Source organism: Pseudomonas sp. EggHat1 (assembly GCF_014892995.1).
Classification (GTDB): domain Bacteria; phylum Pseudomonadota; class Gammaproteobacteria; order Pseudomonadales; family Pseudomonadaceae; genus Aquipseudomonas; species Aquipseudomonas chaetocerotis.
In genome coordinates this window covers 31,998-53,530 of sequence record NZ_JACKQK010000013.1, presented here as the reverse complement: position 1 = coordinate 53,530, position 21,533 = coordinate 31,998, and the positions used below count along the sequence as shown (strand labels likewise).

16 protein-coding genes are annotated in these 21,533 nt (G+C 61.4%); 14 read left to right on the top strand and 2 right to left on the bottom strand.

Annotation, left to right across the window (positions count from 1 at the left end; genetic code table 11):
• Positions 1 to 277: 277 nt before the first annotated feature.
• The gene (locus INS93_RS19080; protein WP_160017510.1) at positions 278 to 709 is read left to right on the top strand and encodes a nuclear transport factor 2 family protein; all 432 of its coding nucleotides are present in this window, start codon (positions 278 to 280) and stop codon (positions 707 to 709) included.
• Between the two features lie 8 nt (positions 710 to 717).
• Here the strand turns inward: INS93_RS19080 and INS93_RS19075 are convergent, their stop codons facing one another.
• Positions 718 to 1,674: a TAXI family TRAP transporter solute-binding subunit gene (locus INS93_RS19075; protein WP_160017511.1), complete on the bottom strand. Its 957-nt coding sequence runs from the start codon at positions 1,672 to 1,674 to the stop codon at positions 718 to 720.
• Positions 1,675 to 2,258: 584 nt separating this feature from the next.
• On the opposite strand from INS93_RS19075, the gene INS93_RS19070 reads away from it, so the two are divergent.
• From INS93_RS19070 to INS93_RS19060, 3 genes are read left to right on the top strand one after another with little or no spacing between them, the layout of a single operon-like run.
• Positions 2,259 to 3,626, top strand: coding sequence for a chromosome partitioning protein ParA (locus INS93_RS19070; protein WP_160017512.1), 1,368 nt, complete (start codon positions 2,259 to 2,261; stop codon positions 3,624 to 3,626).
• 2 nt (positions 3,627 to 3,628) lie between these two features.
• The gene (locus tag INS93_RS19065) at positions 3,629 to 4,570 is read left to right on the top strand and encodes a 1-aminocyclopropane-1-carboxylate deaminase/D-cysteine desulfhydrase (RefSeq protein ID WP_192984895.1); all 942 of its coding nucleotides are present in this window, start codon (positions 3,629 to 3,631) and stop codon (positions 4,568 to 4,570) included.
• Positions 4,571 to 4,592: 22 nt separating this feature from the next.
• Positions 4,593 to 5,702 carry a cyclic nucleotide-binding domain-containing protein gene (locus tag INS93_RS19060; RefSeq protein WP_192984893.1) on the top strand — a complete coding sequence of 370 codons (1,110 nt, stop codon included), beginning with the start codon at positions 4,593 to 4,595 and terminating at the stop codon, positions 5,700 to 5,702.
• A 44-nt stretch (positions 5,703 to 5,746) separates the two neighbouring features.
• On the opposite strand, the gene INS93_RS19055 is transcribed toward INS93_RS19060, so the two are convergent.
• Positions 5,747 to 6,679: a DUF1853 family protein gene (locus INS93_RS19055; RefSeq protein WP_192984891.1), complete on the bottom strand. Its 933-nt coding sequence runs from the start codon at positions 6,677 to 6,679 to the stop codon at positions 5,747 to 5,749.
• A gap of 96 nt (positions 6,680 to 6,775) precedes the next feature.
• On the opposite strand from INS93_RS19055, the gene INS93_RS19050 reads away from it, so the two are divergent.
• From INS93_RS19050 to INS93_RS19005, 10 genes are all read left to right on the top strand, one after another.
• On the top strand, positions 6,776 to 7,663 hold the full coding sequence (locus INS93_RS19050) for an NAD(+) kinase (protein ID WP_160017516.1): 888 nt from the start codon (positions 6,776 to 6,778) through the stop codon (positions 7,661 to 7,663).
• On the top strand, positions 7,664 to 8,638 hold the full coding sequence (locus tag INS93_RS19045) for a metallophosphoesterase (RefSeq protein ID WP_192984887.1): 975 nt from the start codon (positions 7,664 to 7,666) through the stop codon (positions 8,636 to 8,638).
• Positions 8,635 to 9,495 (top strand): rhomboid family intramembrane serine protease, encoded by an 861-nt coding sequence (locus INS93_RS19040; RefSeq protein WP_192984885.1) that lies wholly within the window; start codon positions 8,635 to 8,637, stop codon positions 9,493 to 9,495. The genes INS93_RS19045 and INS93_RS19040 overlap by 4 nt, the downstream gene beginning before the upstream one ends.
• A gap of 89 nt (positions 9,496 to 9,584) precedes the next feature.
• Positions 9,585 to 9,848 (top strand): YeaC family protein, encoded by a 264-nt coding sequence (locus INS93_RS19035; RefSeq protein ID WP_074681470.1) that lies wholly within the window; start codon positions 9,585 to 9,587, stop codon positions 9,846 to 9,848.
• Entirely contained in the window at positions 9,848 to 10,684 is an 837-nt protein-coding gene (locus INS93_RS19030) for a DUF2797 domain-containing protein (protein ID WP_192984883.1), read from the top strand. Before INS93_RS19035 ends, INS93_RS19030 begins: the two co-directional genes overlap by 1 nt.
• A 52-nt stretch (positions 10,685 to 10,736) precedes the next feature.
• Entirely contained in the window at positions 10,737 to 13,394 is a 2,658-nt protein-coding gene (pepN, locus tag INS93_RS19025; protein WP_192984881.1) for an aminopeptidase N, read from the top strand.
• 626 nt (positions 13,395 to 14,020) lie between these two features.
• Positions 14,021 to 16,030 carry a DUF1302 domain-containing protein gene (locus INS93_RS19020; RefSeq protein ID WP_192984879.1) on the top strand — a complete coding sequence of 670 codons (2,010 nt, stop codon included), beginning with the start codon at positions 14,021 to 14,023 and terminating at the stop codon, positions 16,028 to 16,030.
• A gap of 208 nt (positions 16,031 to 16,238) precedes the next feature.
• Positions 16,239 to 17,609, top strand: coding sequence for a DUF1329 domain-containing protein (locus tag INS93_RS19015; RefSeq protein ID WP_192984877.1), 1,371 nt, complete (start codon positions 16,239 to 16,241; stop codon positions 17,607 to 17,609).
• Positions 17,610 to 17,801: 192 nt separating this feature from the next.
• Complete coding sequence (locus INS93_RS19010) at positions 17,802 to 18,896, top strand: YCF48-related protein (RefSeq protein WP_420707330.1); 1,095 nt, start codon at positions 17,802 to 17,804, stop codon at positions 18,894 to 18,896.
• Positions 18,897 to 18,914: 18 nt separating this feature from the next.
• Entirely contained in the window at positions 18,915 to 21,269 is a 2,355-nt protein-coding gene (locus INS93_RS19005) for an efflux RND transporter permease subunit (RefSeq protein WP_192984875.1), read from the top strand.
• The last annotated feature ends 264 nt before the right edge of the window (positions 21,270 to 21,533 follow it).

Sequence of the window (21,533 nt, the reverse complement as noted above, 5' to 3'; positions counted from 1 at the left end):
CGCCCCGCTTAGTGCGGGTAATACTGTTCACTCAATAAACGGTCGAGCGCGATCAGTCCCCTCGCCCCTTTGGGGACAGGGTTAGGGCGGGCCGCGTTCGGAGAGGGGAAAACTGGCAGTTTTGCGATGTTTTCAGCCCTCTCCCCCAGCCCCTCTCCACTAGGCGTGCCCCCAATAAATGGGAGAGGGGAGCCAAACGCGTACAGCCCTAAGTGAAAAGCATTACGCCCAGTGCGGGGCGTTTGCTATCTGGCCTGACAATAACAAGGAGAAGCCGATGTCTCTCAATGCCCAGCTACACCCTGCCGCTGCGACCAGTCTCGAACGCTGGCACCAGTTCGTTGCCGCCAAGGACCTGAGCGCCTTGCCCGAGTTGCTGCACCCTCAGGCCGTATTCCGTTCGCCCATGGCGCACACCCCGTATCCGGGCGCGCAGGCGGTCAATCTGATCCTCAATACCGTGCTCAAGGTGTTCGAGGATTTCGCCTATCACCGCGAACTGGCTACTGCCGACGGCCTCAGCGTGGTGCTGGAGTTTTCCGCGAAGGTAGGCGGGCGCGAATTGAAGGGCATCGACATGATTCGCTTCGACGACTCGGGACGAATCGTCGAGTTCGAGGTGATGGTGCGCCCGATGAGCGGGCTGCAGGCGCTCGGCGCGGAAATGGCGCAGCGCCTGGCGCCCTTTCTCGCAGCCGCCAAGGGCTGAGGGGCGCTCTACTTGAGAACGCCCACCTCACGATAGAAGCGCTCCGCGCCGGGATGCAGCGGAATCGGCAGGCCGCTGGTCGCCCGTTCCAGTCTGATGTCCCTGGCGGCTGGATGCGCTTCGGCCAGTCTGTCGAGGTTCTCGAAGAGCAATTTGGTCATTTGATAGGCCACGGCGTCGGAAACGCTGGTCTGGCTGACCAGAACGTTGGTGATGGTCGCCGTCGTCACGTCGTTGGCCTGGCCCTTGTAAGTGCCAGCAGGAATGGTGCCTGACTGATAGGCGCTGCTGCCGATACGTGACACCACTTGCTCTGGAATGGCGACGAAGGTGATTGGCACGCGTTCGGCCAGGTCGCGAATCGCCGCCATGCCCAGGCCGGCCGACTGCAGGGTGGCGTCCAGTTGGCCTTTCTCGATCAGCTCGACCGATTCAGCGTAGGGCTTGAATTCGACGTGGCCCATATCCGCGTAGCTGAGACCCGCAGCCTTGAAGATGGCCCTGGCGTTGAGCTCGGTGCCCGAGCGCGGCGCCCCGACGGAAATACGTTTGCCGCGCAGATCTTCCAGGCTGGTGATCCCCGATGCCTTGCTGGCGACGATCTGGATGTAGTTCGGGTAGATCCCGGCGATGGCGCGCAGGCGGTCACGCGGGGCTCTGAAGCCGGCTTCTTCATCGCCTTTCCAAGCATCGGCAACGGAGTCGCCCAGGGCGAAGGCCAACTGGCCACGGGCGATCTGTAGCAGGTTGAGGTTCTCCACCGAGGCCTTGGTGGCCCGCACGCTGGCGGTCGAGTCTGCGATGCGCTCGCTGTAAAGGTCGGACAGGCTCATGCCCAGCGGGTAGTAAACGCCGCTGGTGCCGCCGGTGAGGATGTTGATCGAGGTCGGATCGGCGTGAGCGTTGGGGCTATTGGCCAAAATCGCGGCAGCGGCAAGCAGGCCAAGGCGCTTGGCTAAGTGCATGGGGATTCTCCGTTATTGTTATTTTTTGGCTAAGACTGCGTCAGTGATGCGCAGGCAGTTTTCTGGTGCCGGGAGAGGCACCCGCGAAGCGGATTGAGGGATGAGGGTTGGCAGTGAAGTAATGACGGAACATGGCTGACCTCTTGTCTTTTTTATCAGTCCGCCCACGCGACATGCACGTGGGCTTGCATGTCTCAGAGCAGGTGACGTGCCAGGTTGTCGGACTACCGGTTTAGAGCGGGCGGATCCAATCATGCTGACTGAAGTAGGCGAAAATCCGCTTATGTGGTGGGGATAAAAAGCAAGAATCCGCCGGTCTTGCCGTGCTTGGCAGGCGAGGGCTCATCCCGCTGGATCGGGTCGCTGGCCGCTTTCGTACTTTTCGGCCTTGTCACATTTTTGCGCTAAGCGGTGGTCTATTCGGCCTGGATCGCAGAGTGAGTGCCAACCCAGTCACATTGCTGTGGTCGGGTTTTCCCCTAGACTTGCCTCAGATATCAAGGACGATATCAGTGCCGGAGTATGCGCTGCTCCGGCACGCGACTATGCGCGCGCGTATTCCCGGTTGGTCCAGAGGGTCCTCAATGAGCATGCAGAACAAGCCGCAGATGGTGGAAGCCGTGATGTTCTTCAGTGAACGCGGTATCTGCAAACAGATGATGTTCCCTGAGTTCGAAGCCTTGCTCGATGGTGTGGTGAACATGCCCGAGTTCGCTGACGAACAGATGCGCGCGGTATTCGTGGTGATCAACCCGCGCCTGCTGGTCAGGGCGGCGGTATTCTTCTTCCTGGATTTCGACGAGGACGGTCGCCCCGACAAGGGTTGGAACATTCCTCTGCAGCACCTGGCCGAACGTGCTGGCCGCGGCCCGGACCTCGGCGCCGGGCCGATTCGTCTGGCTTGTCGCAGTCAGTGCCCGGTGTCCTGGCACCAGATGCACCTGTGGGACCCCAGCCTGGCGCCGGGGCAAAACGATCTGGTATTGCTGCGCGATGCAGTCAAACGCAATCAACTCGGGCTCTTGATCGAAGACGACAGTGCCCAGTCGGTGGTTACCGAGCGTTTGCAGGTGGCTTCCGAAGACAAATGGTATGCGCCCGATCCGGCCAAGGAAGTGGCCGAGCAACTGGCGCAGAAGATGGATCATGAACATCGTGCCAAGACCGCGCAGCTGATTCAGCAGCAGCGCCTGCGTATCACCAGCCTGACCCAGCAGCATGAAGAGGAACTGGCCAAGTTCAAACTGGCCAGCGAGGAGCAGAGCAAGCATCTGCAGGCGCAGATCCATGGGTTGCATCAGGCGCTGCGCCAGCAGGAGGAGCTCAATGCCAACCTCAAGGCGCAACTGGCCGCCCAGGCCGAAAGCTTCCAGAGCAGCCGTGAGGACATGACTCAACAACTGCGTGCCCTCGAGCGTCACGGTCGTACCGAGGGCGATATCCTGCGTGCGCAGTACGAGGGTGAAATGCGCGCCAAAGTCGCTGCGGCCGTGGCGGAGTACAAGGAACAGATCGCCATACGCGACGTCGAACTGGCCTATCGCAACGAGCTGGATGCCCAGTTGCAAGCGGAAATCGAACGCCTCAAGCGTGAGCGCGATGCATTCGCCAGTCAGGGCGGTGACCAGGTGCTGGATCGTCTGGCCAAGCTTGGCGTGGTGTTCGTGGTGTACCATCCCGGCGCCGGGCACCTGACCATTCCCCTGCAGGATGTCGCCCGCTATCAGGACAACCCCATGGCCTACGCCGCTGGCAAATGCTTCGTTTCCGAAGAGCAGTATCGTCACTGGTTGGCGCATTATCAGCAGCCCAGCTGCGACGCATCCTTGCCCAGTGGGGAGCGCTGCGCCATTCCCATCGACCGCGTCGATACGCCCAGCCGTTTCACTTTGGGTGATTCGAACTGCTGCGCGCGGCACAAGGCCAGTAGCCGTCTGCGAACTGTCGGCTGATTTTGCCCATACGCATTCCCCCCTGGCGCCCTCAGGCGCCACTACAACCTCTGCAACTGGACTGGCTCGAGGCCGCTGGCGTCGAGCTCGCCTGTCTGCGCCTGGATCTTGTCGATCCACTGGTGTCTGGCAACAAGTGGTTCAAGCTCGCGCCCTATCTTGAACAGGCCGCTGCGGCCGGAGCGCAGGGGATGATCAGTCTGGGTGGTGCACACTCCAATCATTTGCATGCGCTGGCAGCGGCTGGCCGGCGTTTCGGCTTCGCCACCGTCGGTCTGTTGCGTGGTGAACCGCACCAGACCCCGACCGTCGATGATCTGCAGCGCATGGGCATGGCGCTGCACTGGCTGGGTTACGGCGGTTACCGTGCGCGCCATCAGCCGGACTTCTGGGCGCCCTGGCTCGCCCGCTATCCGGGGTTCCAGGCGGTCGGCGAGGGCGGTCTGGGTCTTCAGGGCGCCAGAGGTTGCAGCTGCCTGGTGACGATGGCCGAAGCGCAGTTGGCAGATATCGGCTGGTCTGATTTCGATGCCTGGTGGCTGGCTACGGGGACCGGCACCACCCTGGCCGGTGTGCTGCTGGGTGATGTTCGGCGCAGCGTGTTCGGCGCGCAGGCCGTACCGAGCGACCACGGCGTCGCCACTCAGGTCGCCGGGCTGCTGGACGAGGCCGGGGCGTCGGAGCGTCGCTACCAACTGATTAACGCCGCGCGCGGCGGTTTTGCGCGCCTCGACGAGCCACTGCGCCAGTTCATTCTGGAAACCGAGCAGGCCAGCGGTGTACCGCTGGATCCCGTGTATACCGGCAAGGCGCTCATGGCGCTACGCGATTTCTGCAAGAGTGGTCAACTTGCGCGCGGCAGTAGGCTGATATTCATTCATACTGGCGGCTTGCAAGGGCGGCGGGTGTTGATGGGCGCCAGCGCCGACTACACTCAGGTCTGACCAGCGGAGCCTGGAAATCCTCATGAGCGAACCCCTTACCCCCGAACAACTGCGCAGCCTGACGCCGCTCAACGCGCTCTCCGAGCAGCAGTGGCGCGAGTTGCGTAGCCAGTTGGTGCCGCAGCCCCTGCTGGCCGGGCAACTGCTGTTTCGCCAGGGCGATCAGGCGCGTCTGACCTGCTATCTGCTGGCCGGCGAGTTGCAGCTGCAGGATGCCGAGGGCAGGACGCAGAAGGTGCAGGCCGGCAGCGAGATCAGTTGCCATCCCCTGTCACCCGGCCTGCCCAGATTGCATGACGCCCGTGCCTTGAGCGATGTCAGCGTGTTGATGATCGACAGTGCCACGCTCGATCGCCTGCTGACCTGGCGCCTTGCGCATCAGGACCTGTTGCTGGCGCTGCAGCAGAGTGGTGCCGATGTCGAGTGGCTTGAGCGGCTGCTGGAAAACCCTCTGTTTGCCAAGGTGCCGCCGGCCAACGTGCAGAACATGCTCGCTCGCCTGCAGAAAGTCGAACTGGCGGCTGGCAGCCAGATTATCGAAGAGGGTGCCACTGGCGATTGCTGCTATTTCCTGGAAAGCGGCCGCGCCGAGGTGATCCGGGGCGCTGGTAGCGAGCACCAGGTGCTGGCGGAGCTGGAGGTTGGCGCCTGCTTCGGCGAGGAGGCACTGCTTGCCGATCGGCCGCGAAATGCCACGGTGACCATGGTCGAGGCCGGTAGTGTGCTGCGTCTGGATCGTCAGGATTTCTTTGCCTTGCTCAAGGCGCCGGTGGTAGCTGAGGTATCGCTGGGTGAGGGCGCCAGGCTGCTGACGCAGGGCGCGCAATGGCTGGATGTGCGGCTGCTGGAAGAGTACGAAAAGGCGCATGCGCCGCAAGCGCTGCATATGCCGCTGCAGCTGTTGCGTCTGAAGGCGCGCCTGCTGGACCGGTCACGCACCTACCTGTGCTACTGCGACAGCGGCAAGCGCAGTAGCGGCGCGGTGTTTCTGCTCTCGCAGCTGGGGTACAGCGTTTACGCCTTGCGCGGTGGTCTGGATGCCCTGCCGGCGGTGCAACGCGATGCGCTGCTCTGTGAAAGCGGTGCAGGGTATCTGGCACGTTCCGGCGGGCGTACCGAACGCAGCCGTTGATCGGCGCAGGCTCTGGGGCAAGCCTAGCCCAGATGAAATCCGGGCTACGAGTGCGTCGGCCACTGATCGTTGACCAGAAAGATCCGCTCCGCCTCTCGCCAATCCCCGGCATGATCCTCCTCCAGTCGTACCAGCAACTGCGCCTGAGCATCCGGGCGCAACGTGCTCAGCCACTGTTTCAGCATTTCATCGGACCAGACCTCATCGACATTCACCAGCGCCGGCGCCAGCCAGGCCAATCTCGGTAGCGGCTGCCAGTGCGCGCCTGGCTTCGTCGCGACGAAGTCATTCCAGTCGCGCTGATGCAGCCAGCGCCCCCGGCAGTGTTCGGGCGTGGCGCCGCGAGGCGGGGAGGAGTCGTCGGGCCAGGGATAGAACAGGTAGCCGCCGAGCCAGAAGGCGGATCGGGTTTCGCCCAGTTGCAGGTCGTTCAGCGCTCCCCGTGCCTCGCGGCGCGAAGAAAGGGGTAGCTGATGCTGTGCGAGATGACTCAGCTTCAGATCGAGCCGATCATGACTGCCCGGGCCGAGCCAGTCAGCGGCATCGCTGCCGTCCGTGCCGAGATAGAACTTCACCGCCAATTCAAGATGGTGTTCACCTTCGTCGTCACGCAGCAGCAGGTCCAGCTCGCCCAGGGTCTGGCCGTTCTGGCGGATCGGCAGGTTGGCGGCGATTACCTCGACATCTGGCGCAGCATGCAGGGCGAACTGCCACAGGCGTTCATAATAGAGGCCGAGGCGGCGTACCGGTTTTGCGGCCAGCCAGGCGTGCAGGTCGCCGGCGTCGTTGTCCTGCTGAACGAGCCAGTCAGCCAGCCGCTGCGGTTGCCGTGTCCAGCAACTGGCCTGTAGCGGATGACGCTGGACTTTCGTGGTCTCACCCAGCATGGGGGGGGAGAACAGCGCCCAGGCCAGGTCACGCACGGCCGGGGTACGCAAGCCAAGCAGCAGATCATGGAGCGAGTCGGTTGTGTGCATGAGCCGAGCATAGCCCAGTAACAGTGCTGGTTTGCTGCCGCCCGGGCCTTTGGCCGATAATCCCTCTTCGTTTCTTATCTGTCTGGCGGGAGTCCCATGGAGCAATTTCGCAATGTCGGCATCATCGGACGCCTGGGTAGTACGCGGGTGCTGGAAACCGTGCGGCGACTCAAGCGCTTTCTGATCGACCGCCACCTGCATGTGATCCTCGAGGACACCATCGCCGACGTGCTGCCGGGACACGGCCTGCAAACCTCCTCGCGCAAGATGCTTGGCGAGGTCTGCGACCTGGTGATCGTCGTCGGTGGTGACGGCAGCATGCTCGGCGCCGCCCGCGCCCTGGCCCGGCACAAGGTGCCGGTGCTGGGCATCAACCGTGGCAGCCTGGGCTTTCTCACCGATATTCGCCCTGACGAGCTGGAGCTCAAGGTGGCACAGGTGCTTGAAGGCCAGTACCTGACCGAGAATCGCTTTTTGCTCGAAGCTGAGGTGCGCCGCCAGGGCGAAGCCATCGGCCAGGGCGACGCGCTCAACGACGTGGTGCTGCACCCCGGCAAGTCGACGCGAATGATCGAGTTCGAGCTGTATATAGACGGTCAGTTCGTCTGCAGCCAGAAGGCCGACGGCCTGATCGTCGCCACACCCACGGGTTCGACCGCCTATGCGCTGTCCGCTGGCGGGCCGATCATGCATCCCAAGCTCGATGCCATCGTGGTGGTGCCGATGTACCCGCATACGCTGTCCAGCCGCCCCATCGTGGTCGACGGCAACAGTGAGCTGAAGGTGGTGGTGTCCTCGGACATGACCATTTATCCGCAAGTCTCCTGCGACGGCCAGAACCACTTCACCTGTGCACCGGGCGATACCTTGCATGTGGCCAAGAAGGCGCAGAAGTTGCGCCTGATCCATCCGCTGGATCACAACTACTATGAAGTCTGCCGCACCAAGCTCGGATGGGGCAGCCGCCTGGGAGGGCAGGACTGAATGTCCCTCGACCCCCATCGTGGCTATGACCTGATCGGTGATATCCACGGTTGTGCGCGCACCCTCGAACGCCTGCTCGAACGCCTGGGTTACAGCCGGCAAAGCGGCGTATGGCGCCACCCGACGCGCATGGTGATCTTCCTCGGAGACCTGGTCGACCGCGGCCCCGGCATTCGCGAGGCCCTGCACCTGGTGCACGACATGGTGCGTGCCGGTCAGGCGCTGTGCATCATGGGCAACCACGAGTTCAATGCGTTGGGTTGGAGCACGCCTGCCCCGCCGGGCAGTGGCCGTCAGTACGTGCGCGAGCACAACCCACGGCACCAGCGCCTGATGCGCGAGACATTGGCGCAGTTCGAGGATCATTCGCAGGAGTGGCGCGAATTCCTGCGCTGGTTCTACGAGATGCCGTTGTTCATCGATGCCGGACGCTTTCGCGTCGTTCACGCCTGCTGGGATGACGAGCTCATCACTCCGCTCAAGGCGCAATTTCCCGATGGCTGCATCGACGAACACTTCCTGCAGGCCTCTGCCGTGCCCGGCAGCTTCGCCAACATGGCACTCGATCGCCTGCTGCGCGGTACCGACATGCGGTTGCCTCATGGCTTGACGCTCACCAGCGGTGACGGCTTCACCCGCTCGTACTTTCGCACCAAATTCTGGGAAGAGGATCCGCAGACCTACGGCGATATCGTCTTCCAGCCCGATGCGTTGCCGGAGATGGCTGCGCAGACGCCGCTAACCGAGCTGCAGAAGGATGAGCTGCTCAGGTATGGCGCGCACGAGCCGCTGCTGTTCGTCGGTCATTACTGGCGGCGTGGCAAACCGGCGCCGATCAGGCCCAACCTGGCCTGCCTGGATTACAGCGCGGTGGTTGGCGGTCGCCTGGTGGCTTATCGTCTGGATCAGGAAACGCGCCTGGATGCGGGTAAATTCGTCTGGGTCGATGTCGACCCTCAGGAGGCGCCGCGATGACGGCTGTGGTTGTGTTGCGCTTGCCGCTGGATCGCGATTTGAGCGGTTTTGTCGCTCTGCTGCAGCGTTTGCGTGTACCGCACCGGGTGGCGGAAGAGGGCGGTGAGCAGGTGCTATGGGTGCAGGGGCAGGAGCTTGCGGAGCAGGTGCGTGAACTGTACGCGCGTCACCCGCAGGGCGATGATGCCGGAGAGCTGCCCCCAAGCGTCGCCCCTGTACGCGAGAGTTTCGCTACTCAGCTACGGCGCAGCCCGGTCACGGCGCTGGTGCTGCTGACCACCTTCATCGTCTTCGCGGTGACCCTGGCGGGCGAGAACTTTTCCACCATTCGCTGGCTGAGCTTCGTCGATTTTCGCCTCGACGGTGAGCACATCTATCTGACCTATCTGGATGCCACCTTGGGTAGCGGTCAATGGTGGCGCCTGATCACGCCGATGCTGATCCACTTCGGCTGGCTGCATCTGGCGATGAACAGCCTGTGGTACTGGGAGCTGGGGCGGCGCATCGAATTTCGCCAGGGCGCCATCGGCCTGCTGGGGCTGACCCTGCTGTTCGGCCTGGCATCGAACTTCGCCCAATACTGGTGGGCCGGGCCGTCGTTGTTCGGTGGCTTGTCCGGCGTACTTTATGGCCTGCTAGGGCATTGCTGGATCTACCAGCGTCTGGCACCGAACGCTGCCTATCGGCTACCGCCTGGCGTGCTGGTGATGATGCTGGCCTGGCTGCTGATCTGCATGACCGGCATCTTCGAGTTATTGCAGTTCGGCGCCATCGCCAATGCCGCGCATGTCGGCGGCTTGCTCACCGGCTGCCTGACCGGGCTGCTTGGCGGTATGCTGGCCCGACGTGGCGCTTGATTCGACTTTTTGACCTGTAGGGCGGGTGCAACCCGCCAATGCGGTGTTTCGGCGGGTTTCACCCGCCCTACGATTCAATGGAGAGCTGTATGTCGTCCTTTCTCGATGCGATTGAGAACATCACCCCGGAAATCTACGAGAGCCTCAAGCTGGCCGTGGAAATCGGCAAATGGCCAGACGGCCGCAAGCTGACCCAGGAGCAGAAGGAGTTGAGCCTGCAGGCGATGATCGCCTGGGAAGTGCAGAACCTGCCGGAGGAAGAGCGCACCGGCTACATGGGCCCACAGGAGTGCAGCAGCAAGTCCGAGCCGGTGCCGAACCTGCTGTTCAAGTCCTCGGATACCTTGCACTGATGGCCGAACTTGGACGTGGCTCGCTGAGCAAGATGAAGGCGCACCTGGGCGCACCGGTGCAATACGCCTTCCGTCTTGGCGACGAAGAAGTACCGGTCAACCCGCTGGTGGGCAAGCATCTGCGCCTGGAATACCTTGGCGCCATCCATTGCACGCACTGCGGGCGCAAGACCAAGACCAGCTTCAGCCAGGGTTATTGCTACCCCTGCATGCAGAAGCTGGCGCAATGCGACGTCTGCATCATGAGTCCGGAGAAGTGTCATTACGACGCAGGCACCTGCCGCGAGCCGAGCTGGGGCGAGCAGTTCTGCATGACCGATCACATCGTCTACCTGGCCAACTCCAGTGGTGTGAAGGTCGGCATCACCCGTGCCAGCCAGGTGCCGACGCGCTGGATCGACCAGGGTGCGACCCAGGCGTTGCCCATCCTGCGCGTGGCCACCCGGCAGCAGTCCGGTTTCGTCGAGGACCTGTTGCGTAGCCAGGTGGCGGACAAGACCAACTGGCGCGCGCTGCTCAAGGGCGACGCCGTGCCGGTCGATCTGCTGGCTATTCGCGAGCAGTTGTTCGATAGCTGCGGTTCGGGCATCACCGAGCTGCAGCAGCGCTTCGGCCTGCAAGCCATCCAGCCGCTGAGCGCAGCCGACGTGCTGGAGATTCGTTATCCCATCGAGGCCTATCCGGCCAAGATCACCAGTTTCAATCTGGACAAGCAGCCCCTGGCCGAAGGTACTCTGCTCGGCATCAAGGGCCAGTACCTGATGTTCGACACCGGCGTGATCAATATCCGCAAGTACACCGCCTATCAGTTGGCCGTCCACGAGATCGCCGCCTGACCCCCGATTGCCACCGGCGCCCAGGGGCGCCGCAGATGAGAGGCCAAGAGCCATGCGCACCGAACAATCCAAGACCATCTACCTCAAGGACTATCAGGTTCCCGACTACCTGATCGACGAGACCCACCTGACCTTCGAGTTGTTCGAGGATCACAGCCTGGTGCACGCGCAGCTCATCATGCGGCGCAACCCCGAAGCTGGCGCTGGCCTGCCGAAGCTCGTGCTGGATGGCCAGCAGCTTGAACTGCTGGAGCTCAAGCTCGATGACCGTGAGCTGGGCGCGGGCGATTACAGCCTCACCGACAGCCACCTGACCTTGCAGCCGACCCAGGAACGTTTCGTGGTCGACAGCAGCGTGCGCATTCACCCGGAAAGCAACACTGCGCTGGAGGGCCTGTACAAGTCCGGCACGATGTTCTGCACCCAGTGCGAAGCCGAGGGCTTTCGCAAGATCACCTTCTACCTCGACCGCCCGGACGTGATGAGCAAATTCACCACCACGGTCAGCGCCGAGCAGCATGCCTACCCGGTGCTGCTGTCCAACGGCAACCCGGTCGCCAGCGGCAGCGAGGAGGGCGGTCGTCATTGGGCAACCTGGGAAGACCCGTTCAAGAAGCCGGCCTACCTGTTCGCCCTGGTCGCCGGTGACCTCTGGTGCGTGGAAGACAGCTTCACCACCATGAGCAGCCGTGAGGTGGCGCTGCGCATCTACGTCGAGCCGGAGAACATCGACAAGGTGCAGCACGCGATGGACAGCCTCAAGCGCTCGATGAAGTGGGACGAGGAGGTCTACGGCCGCGAGTACGACCTGGACATCTTCATGATCGTCGCGGTCAACGACTTCAACATGGGCGCCATGGAGAACAAGGGCCTCAACATCTTCAACTCCAGTTGTGTGCTGGCCAAGGCCGAGACTGCCACCGACGCCGCGCATCAGCGCGTCGAAGCCGTGGTGGCACACGAATATTTCCACAACTGGTCGGGCAACCGCGTGACCTGCCGCGACTGGTTCCAGCTGTCGCTCAAGGAAGGCTTCACCGTATTCCGCGACAGCGAGTTCTCTGCAGACACCCACTCGCGCACCGTCAAGCGCATCGAGGACGTGGCCTACCTGCGCACCCACCAGTTCGCCGAGGACGCCGGCCCAATGGCCCACCCGGTTCGCCCGGACGCGTACATGGAAATTTCCAACTTCTACACCCTGACCATCTACGAGAAGGGTTCGGAAGTGCTGCGCATGATTCACACCCTGCTCGGGCCGGAGCTGTTCCGCAAAGGCTCGGACCTGTACTTCGAGCGCCACGACGGCCAGGCCGTGACCTGCGACGATTTCGTCAAGGCCATGGAGGATGCCAGCGGTATCGATCTGACCCAGTTCAAGCGCTGGTATACCCAGGCCGGCACGCCGCGTCTGGAAATCAGCGAGGCCTATGACTCCGCTGCGCAGCGCTACAACCTGAGCTTCCGCCAGAGCTGCCCGTCCACGCCGGGGCAGAGCGAGAAGCTGCCGTTCGTGATTCCGGTGGCGCTCGGCCTGCTCGATGCCCAAGGCTTTGAGCTGCCGCTGCGCCTGCAGGGCGAAAGCGCGGCGCAGGGCACCAGTCGCGTGCTGTCGGTGACCGAAGCCGAGCAGACCTTCACCTTCGAGGCTATTGCCGAGAAGCCGCTGCCGTCGCTGCTGCGTGGCTTCAGTGCGCCGGTCAAGCTCAGCTTCCCCTACAGCCGTGACCAGCTGATGTTCCTCATGCAGCACGATTCGGATGGCTTCAACCGCTGGGAAGCTGGCCAGCAGCTTTCTGTGCAGGTCCTGCAGGAACTGATCGGCCAGCACCAACGTGGCGAAGCCCTGGTGCTGGATCAGCGCCTGGTCACCGCGCTGCGCACCCTGCTCGAAGACGAGTCGCTGGATCAGGCCATGGTCGCGGAGATGCTCTCGCTGCCAGGCGAGGCCTATCTCACCGAGATCAGTGAGGTGGCGGATGTCGAAGCCATCCACGCTGCCCGCGAGTTCGCTCGCAAGGAACTGGCCGACGTGCTGTTCGCGCCGCTGTGGGCGCGCTACCAGGCCAATCGCGAAGTCTCCAAGGCCACGCCTTACGTGGCCGAGGCGGCGCACTTCGCCCGCCGCAGCCTGCAGAACATCGCGTTGTCCTACCTGATGCTCAGCGAGAAGCCTGAAGTGCTGGCGGCCTGCGTCGATCAGTTCGACAACGCCGACAACATGACCGAGCGCCTGGCGGCCCTGGCCGTGCTGGTCAACTCGCCGTTCCAGGAGGAGCAGAGCAAGGCCCTGGCCATGTTCGCCGACTTCTTCAAGGACAACCCGCTGGTCATGGATCAGTGGTTCAGCGTGCAGGCTGGCTGCCCGCTGCCGGGTGGTCTGGAGCGTGTGCATGCGCTGATGCAGCACGAAGCCTTCACCCTGAAGAACCCGAACAAGGTGCGTGCGCTGATCGGTGCCTTCGCCAACCAGAACCTGATCAACTTCCACCATGCGGACGGGGCGGGCTATCGTTTTCTCGCCGATCAGGTAATCACCCTCAATGCCCTCAATCCGCAGATCGCTTCGCGCCTGCTGGCGCCGCTGACCCGCTGGCGCAAGTACGGTTCGGCGCGTCAGGCACTGATGAAGGCCGAGCTGGAACGCATCCTCGCCTCCGGTGAGCTGTCCAGCGATGTCTATGAAGTGGTGAGTAAAAGCCTGGCCTGAGGCTGATGCTGTTCAGGTAGAGCTCTCGAAGTAGGCCTGGTAGGAGCCCCCGCTTCGGGGCGAAGCACTTTTAGTCCCTCTCGCCGGTTCGCGGCGGGGCGCCGCTCCTACAGATTCGGTGTGTCGACGCCTGAGTGAATGGCAACAGGCCTGAAACGGGTTTTGCTCCATAAAAAAGTGTTACCGATCTCTGGTTGGTAACACTTTTTTGTTACCCAATGAAATATGCATGCAATTCGTTATGCCTTTGCACACTTAAGTTCGGGCTTCGTCGCTTGACAGCGCGGTGATCTTCGTCCCTCTGCTGCGCCGCAAGGCGCGTGGTAAGTGGCATAAAGCGTCGGATCGTAGGACAAAGTGCGCCAGTTTTTCTGACGTATTGGTCAGTGGCTGATCAGTCACGAAAAGAAACTGGCCAACAGCTCTTCCAAGCCTGTTTGCGCTGATACACCTGTTTGAATTGGCACCATGGTTGCAGTACCGAGCTGGATCTGACCGCGTGCGAGCGCGCGCTGGTCGCTGGAACATGTCGCTGCAAATAAAAACAGAAGCCGTCGTCAGTACGGCAATCGCGACCCGGATACGGGATCGCCCAAAAGAATGATCTGTCCACGGAGTGAGTCTCGATGGAAATTAAGTCCCGCAAGCCCGTTCTACGTTTTGCCCCGGCCAAGGCCGGCTTTGCGTTCGCTGGCGTTCTGCCTTTGCTGGTCGCCGCCCAGGCTCAAGCGGTGGAGTTCAGCTTCGCCGACAACGAAATCACCGGTTCCATCGACACCACCGTCTCCTACGGCCAGCTGTGGCGCGTACAGGGTCAGGACAAGACCAACAACGACATCAACACCAACGACGGCAATCGCAATTTCGATACCGGCCTGGTTTCCGAAGTGTTCAAGATCACCACCGATCTGGAAGCTTCCTACCAGAACTACGGTGTTTTCGTGCGTGGCACCGCTTTCTATGACACCCAGATCATGGACAAGCGCAACGACTACTACGACGCAAATACTCCGGCTCAGCCCAGCCAAAGCTATCCGCGCGACAACACCTTCACTCGTGAAACCCGCCACAAGGCCGGCCGCGATGCGCAGATTCTCGACGCCTATGTCTATGGCAACTGGGACGTGGCCGATATGCCGGTCTCTGGTCGTTTCGGTAAGCAGGTATTCAACTGGGGCGAGGGTCTGTTCTACCGCGGCGGTATCAACACCACCAACCCGGTCGATGCTGCCAAGTTCCGCCTCCCCGGCGCGGAAGTGAAGGAAGTTCTGGTGCCGGTCGAGGCACTGAGTTTCAACATCGGCTTGACCGATAATCTCTCGATGGAAACCTTCTACCAGTTCAACTGGAAAGAGACTGCTATCGATCCGGTCGGCACATACTTCTCTGAGACCGATTTGTTTGCCGATGGTGGCCATACCGCTTACAACCAGAGTGGTGCTTTGGCCGGTGCACTCACACCAAACCCTCTGCTTGGCGGTCTCTCTCTCTATCAAGCCTCGGTTTTGAACCCTGCCCACGGATTGAATGGCAGTTCGTTTGCCACGCCTGACGCTTTTAAGGTCGCTTCGATCAAGAATGATCTCAACGCTAAGAATGATGGGCAGTTTGGCGTGGCGTTCCGCTACATTGCGGAAGAGTTAAACTCCACTGAGTTTGGCTTCTACTTTGTTAACTACCACGCTAAAGAGCCTGCGATTTATGCTCAGCTTGACGACGCTTATGGCGGTATGACCGCAGGGCAGTTCGGCGCTCTGGTTGGTAGCGCACCTGTTCAGGGGGCAGCGTTGCAGGCTGCAGCAGCAGCAGGGGTTGCAGGTAGTCCCGCTGCTGTGGCTGCTATTGCTCAGCAAATTGCAGGTGGTCTGGTCTCGGTAGACTTGGCTGATCAGATTCAGGCAAGCCGGCAATACGCCGAAGATGTCCGGATGATGGGGCTTAGCTTCAACACTACCGTAGGAAACGCTTCGGTGTTTGGTGAGTTCTCCTATCGCCCTAATTTGCCGATTGGTATCGCCACCACTAACGACCTATTGGGGCAAGTGCTCCAGCAAGCGCCACAGATTGCGTTGGGGCAACAGGTACAAGTTGGTGGTCAGACGGTAAGCCTTGCTAACCGTCGCTTGAGCAACTACGAGCGTGTTGAGGCTTTCAATACTTCCGTTGGTACCATCTACAACTTTGGGCCGTCGCTGGGTTTCGACTCCCTTTTTGGTGTTGCTGAACTCGGTTCTGAGCATATTCGTGGCAGCAATCTGAAGTACACAGATTTCCAGGGTAACGTGCGCTATTACTCTGGCCGCGCTAACGGTTCCTATATCTCTGGCTACGACCGCGACGATCAGATCAACAAGAACGCCTACGGCTACACCCTGGTGCTCTCCGGCACCTGGAACGACGTTTACGCTGGCGTGAACCTGTCGCCGTTCGCCGTGTTCAAGCATGACTTCGAAGGCAACTCGCACCAGACCGGCAACTTCATCGAAGGGCGCAAGGCGTACACCCTCGGTATGCGCGCCAGCTACCTGAACAGCCTGGAAGCCGAGATCCAGTACACCGAGTTCTATGGCGCTGGTCAGAACAACGGTGCGCGTGATCGCGACAACATCGGGCTCAACGTCAAGTACTCCTTCTAAGAGGACGTCTACAAATTGCTGCGCTCGGCCATGCTGCGTTGGAACCAGCCTCAAAATGCTCATGTACTGCTCGTACACGCCGCTTTTTCGACTGGTTTCGTCTTGCCTGGCCTTCGCTCGCTGCTTTGTAAACACCCTCTGTACCTATAACCAGAAACACGCCGGGCGCCCTCGGGCGCCCGACAATACTCTTCACGGAGAATTACCCATGCTGAACAAGCACAGGCTGATGGCCGTAGCCGTTGCGCTGGCGTTTTCTGCCGGTTCCGCGCTGGCTGCCGTTTCCCCGCAGGAAGCCGCCAAGCTCGGCGATACCCTGACTCCCTTCGGCGCCGAGAAGGCTGGCAACGCTGCCGGCACCATTCCGGCCTGGACCGGTGGCATCACCCAGGCACCGGCTGGCTACACTCGCTCGGGCCAGCACCACGTCAATCCGTACCCGGAAGACAAGCCGCTGTTCACCATCACCGCGGCCAACCTGAGCCAGTACGAGGCCAATCTGACGCCGGGTCAGATCGCCATGTTCAAGGCTTACCCGGAAACCTATCAGATGCCGGTGTACCAGACCCGCCGCTCCGGCTCCGCGCCGCAGTGGGTCTATGACAACACCGTGAAGAACGCCACCAGCGCCAAGCTGGTCGATGGCGGCAACGGCTTCTCCGATGCCTACGGCGGTATCCCGTTCCCGATTCCGCAAAATGGTGTCGAGGCGCTGTGGAACCACATCGCCCGCTACCGCGGTACCTACATCGTGCGTCGTGCCTCGGAAGTGGCAGTACAGCGCAATGGCGCCTACTCGCTGGTCACTTCGCAGCAGGAAGCGCTGTTCAAGTACTACCTGCAGAACGGCTCCTTCGCCGACCTGAACAACATCATGTTCTACTACCTGTCCTTCACCACCAGCCCGGCGCGCCTTGCCGGTGGTGCAGTACTGGTTCACGAGACTCTGGATCAGGTCAAGGAACCTCGTCAGGCCTGGGGCTACAACGCTGGTCAGCGCCGTGTGCGTCGTGCACCGAACCTGGCCTACGACACCCCGATCGCTGCGGCTGACGGTCTGCGTACCGCCGACGACACCGACATGTTCAACGGTGCCCCGGATCGCTATGACTGGAAACTGGTGGGCAAGAAGGAAATCTACATCCCGTACAACAACTACAAGGTCACCAGCCCTGACGTTAAGTACAAGGATCTGCTGCAGGTCGGTCACCTCAACCCGGCTCTGACTCGTAACGAGCTGCACCGTGTGTGGGTCGTCGAGGGCACGCTGAAGTCCGGCGCCCGCCATATCTACTCCAAGCGTACCCTGTTCCTCGACGAGGACAGCTGGCAGGCAGCTGTGGTGGATCAGTACGACGGTCGTGGTGAGCTGTGGCGCGTTTCCATCGCCTACCTGAAGAACTACTACGACCTGCCGACCACCTGGTCTGCACTCGATGTGTTCCATGACCTGCAGGCGCGTCGTTACCACGTGCAGAACCTGGACAACGAAGAGAGCAACACCATCGACTTCACCCAGGCCACTCCCGACGACGGTTATTTCAAACCGGCCGCCCTGCGTCGCCGCGGCACGCGATAATAGTCGTGTAGTCTCATGCGAAGGCCGCTACAGTAGTAGCGGCCTTTTCGTATCAGCTTGGCGAATAGGCTTCTATCACGCGGGTTTTGCCTTAACAAAACATAACGTCGCGCCAATTGTCAGGGCTTTCCGAAGCTCGCTAGGATGGGCGTGATCAGTAGTACCGCCTATAACAAGAAAGGGGGAAGGTATATGAGTGAGCCCGTCATGCGGCGCACCCAGTCCGGTCTGGCGCCCATCCTGGCGCGCAAATCGGCGCTCCGTGTCCATTCGCCGCTGGCTAAAGCGCTCTCGCTGTGCAGTGTGCTTTCCATTCTGGCTTTCGCTGCCGCACCCTTGCAGGCCGAGACCTCGGCTGCGGCTGATGCTGGCTACGCCATCGAGTCTCCCAAGGCCGTGGACAGCCTGTTGCTCGATGTGGCCAATACCGGTGAGCGCCTGGTTGCCGTTGGCGACCGTGGCCACATTCTCTATTCCAACGACCAGGGGCAGAGCTGGCAGCAGGCCAAGGTGCCGACCCGCCAGATGATGACGTCGCTGTTCTTCGTCGATGCCCAGCATGGCTGGGTGGTCGGTCACGATGCGCAGATTCTCGCGACCACCGATGGCGGCCTGACCTGGACCAAGCAGTACGAGGACCTCGAGCTCGAAGCGCCGCTGCTGGATATCTGGTTCAAGGATCTTCAGACCGGTTACGCCGTGGGCGCTTATGGCGCGCTTCTGGAGACCACCGATGGTGGCCAGAACTGGGAAGACGTCAGCGACCGTCTCGACAACGAAGACGCCTATCACCTCAACGCCATTGCCGCCGTGAAGGACTCCGGTCTGTTCATCGTCGGTGAGCTGGGTCTGATGTTCCGCTCCGCAGACTGGGGGCAGACCTGGGAGCGTATCGAGGATCTGCCCTACGAGGGTTCGCTGTTCGGTGTGATCGGTACCGACCAGCCAGCCACTCTGTTGGCCTATGGTCTGCGCGGCCACCTGTTCCGCTCCACCGATTTCGGTGACAGTTGGCAGCAGATCACGCTCAACACCCCGAACAATGGTCCGCTGGAATTCGGTCTGGCCGATGGCGCGCTGCTCAACGATGGCAGCGTCGCGGTCGTCGGGCACGGTGGCACTGTGCTGCGCAGCAAGGATCACGGCCAGACCTTCAGCCTGATCAACCGTCCCGACCGCCTCTCTCTGGCCGGGGTAGCTGCACTGGATAACGGCAACCTGATCCTGGTGGGGCAGGGCGGCGTTCACCTCGCCGCCTCGACTGGCGCCGATCTGGGCCAACAATAACAAGCCGGGAGCCTTTGCATGACCAAGCATCAACAACAGCCTGCTTCCTTCCTCGAGCGGCTGATTTTCAACAATCGCCCGGCGGTTATCCTGATCTGCCTGCTGATCAGCATCTTCCTGTTCTATCAGGCTGCTCAGGTACGCCCGCAGACCAGCTTCGAGAAGATGATTCCGCTGGGGCACCCCTATATTCAGAAGATGCTCGAACACCGTAACGACCTGGCCAACCTGGGCAATACGGTGCGCATCTCGGTGGAAGCCACCGACGGTGACATCTTCAGCAAGGAATACATGGAAACGCTGCGGCAGATCCATGACGAGGCGTTCTACATTCCAGGCGTCGACCGTTCCGGTCTGAAGTCGCTGTGGAGTCCGAGCGTGCGCTGGACCGAAGTGACCGAAGAAGGTTTCGCCGGCGGTGAAGTGATCCCGCAGACCTACGACGGTTCCACCGACAGTCTCGAGGATCTGCGCAGCAACATCCTCAAGTCGGGTCAGATCGGGCGCCTGGTGGCGAACAACTTCAAGTCCAGCATCGTCGATATTCCGCTGCTCGAGTCCTACCCGGACCCGAATGATCAGAGCAAGCTGATCAAGCTGGACTACCAGAAGTTCTCTCACGAGCTGGAAGAGAAGATTCGCGAGAAATACGAAGCGCAGAATCCCAAGGTCAAGGTGCACATCATCGGCTTCGCCAAGAAGGTCGGTGATCTCATCGATGGTCTGATCGGTGTGGCGCTGTTCTTCGCCGTGGCCATTGGCATTACCTTCGTGCTGCTGCTGTGGTTCACCCACTGCTTCAAGAGCACCATGGCGGTTGTGATCACCACGCTGATCGCGGTGATCTGGCAGCTTGGTCTGCTGCATACACTGGGCTTTGGTCTCGACCCCTACTCGATGCTGGTGCCTTTCCTGGTGTTTGCCATCGGTATCTCTCACGGTGTGCAGAAGATCAACGGGATCGCCATGGCATCGGGTGAGGCGACCGACGCCCTGTCTGCCGCGCGTATGGCCTTCCGTCAGCTGTTCATCCCGGGTCTGGTGGCGTTGCTGTCCGACGCGGTTGGCTTCGTGACCTTGTTGCTGATCGACATCGGCGTGATCCGCGAGTTGGCCATCGGCGCATCGATGGGCGTGGCGGTGATCATCCTCACCAACCTGATTCTGCTGCCGGTGGTGATTTCCTATATCGGTATTGGCAACCGTGCGGTGAAGAAGAGTCGCGAGGAGGCCGCCAAGGACCATCCATTCTGGCGCGCCATTTCCAACTGCGCTCACCCGATGGTTGCACCGATCTCCGTTGTCGTTGCCGTGGTGGCGCTGGCCGGTGGTGTCTGGTACGGCCAGAACCTGAAGATCGGCGACCTCGATCAGGGCGCACCGGAGTTGCACTCGGACTCGCGCTACAACCTGGACAACGACTTCGTCATCCGTAACTACTCGACCAGTTCCGACGTACTGGTAGTCATGATCAAGACCGGCCCTGAAGGCTGCTCTACCTATGACAGCCTGGCCGCCATGGACGAGCTGATGTGGAAGATGGAGAACACCGAGGGTGTGCAGTCGGCGATTTCCATGGTCACCGTGTCCAAGCAGGTGATCAAGGGCATGAACGAGGGCAACCTGAAATGGGAAACCCTGTCGCGCAATCAGGACGTACTGAACAACTCGATCGCCCGCGCCGACGGCCTGTACAACGCCGACTGCTCGGTGGCACCGGTGCTGGTGTTCCTCGAGGATCACAAGGCCGAGACGCTGTCGCGCGCCGTGGCTGCTGCCGAAGCGTTCGCCGCGCAGCACACCACTGACGAGCTGCAGGTCGTGCTGGCTGCCGGTAATGCCGGTATCGAGGCGGCTACCAACGAAGTGATCGCGGCGTCCGAGACCACCATGCTGATCGCGGTGTACGCGGCAGTGAGCATCATGTGCCTGCTGACCTTCCGTTCCCTGGCTGCGACCCTGTGCGTGATCCTGCCGCTGGTGCTGACGTCGGTGCTGGGCAACGCACTGATGGCGTTCATGGGCATCGGCGTCAAGGTCGCTACCCTGCCGGTGATCGCGCTGGGGGTGGGTATCGGTGTCGACTACGGCATCTACATCTACAGCCGCCTGGAGACCTATCTGCGCCAGGGTATGTCGCTGCAGGAAGCCTACTACGAGACGCTCAAGTCTACCGGTAAGGCGGTGCTGTTCACCGGCGTCTGCCTGGCGATCGGCGTGGCGACCTGGATCTTCTCGGCGATCAAGTTCCAGGCCGATATGGGCCTGATGCTGACCTTCATGTTCCTCTGGAACATGATTGGTGCGATCTGGTTGCTGCCGGCCCTGGCTCGTTTCCTGATCAACGCCGAGAAAATGCGCACCAAGGCTTGATGCCTGTCGCGTAGAACGAAAACCGCGGCCCTCGGGCCGCGGTTTTTTGTTTTATGGCTCTGGCGGTGACGAGAGTGTCTCGTCGTCGTACGCGGTGGGTGTGCACGGCAGGTCCCATCTCACCCCTCGTAGGGTGCGCCATGCGCACCGGGGATGAGGAGGTCAATCAGACTGTTTCGTTGAGCGTTCTTGCCCGATCCAGTCTCATGTCCCGATAGGGCGGTGCGCCATGCGCACCGGGGGTGAGGAGGTCAATCAGTCTGT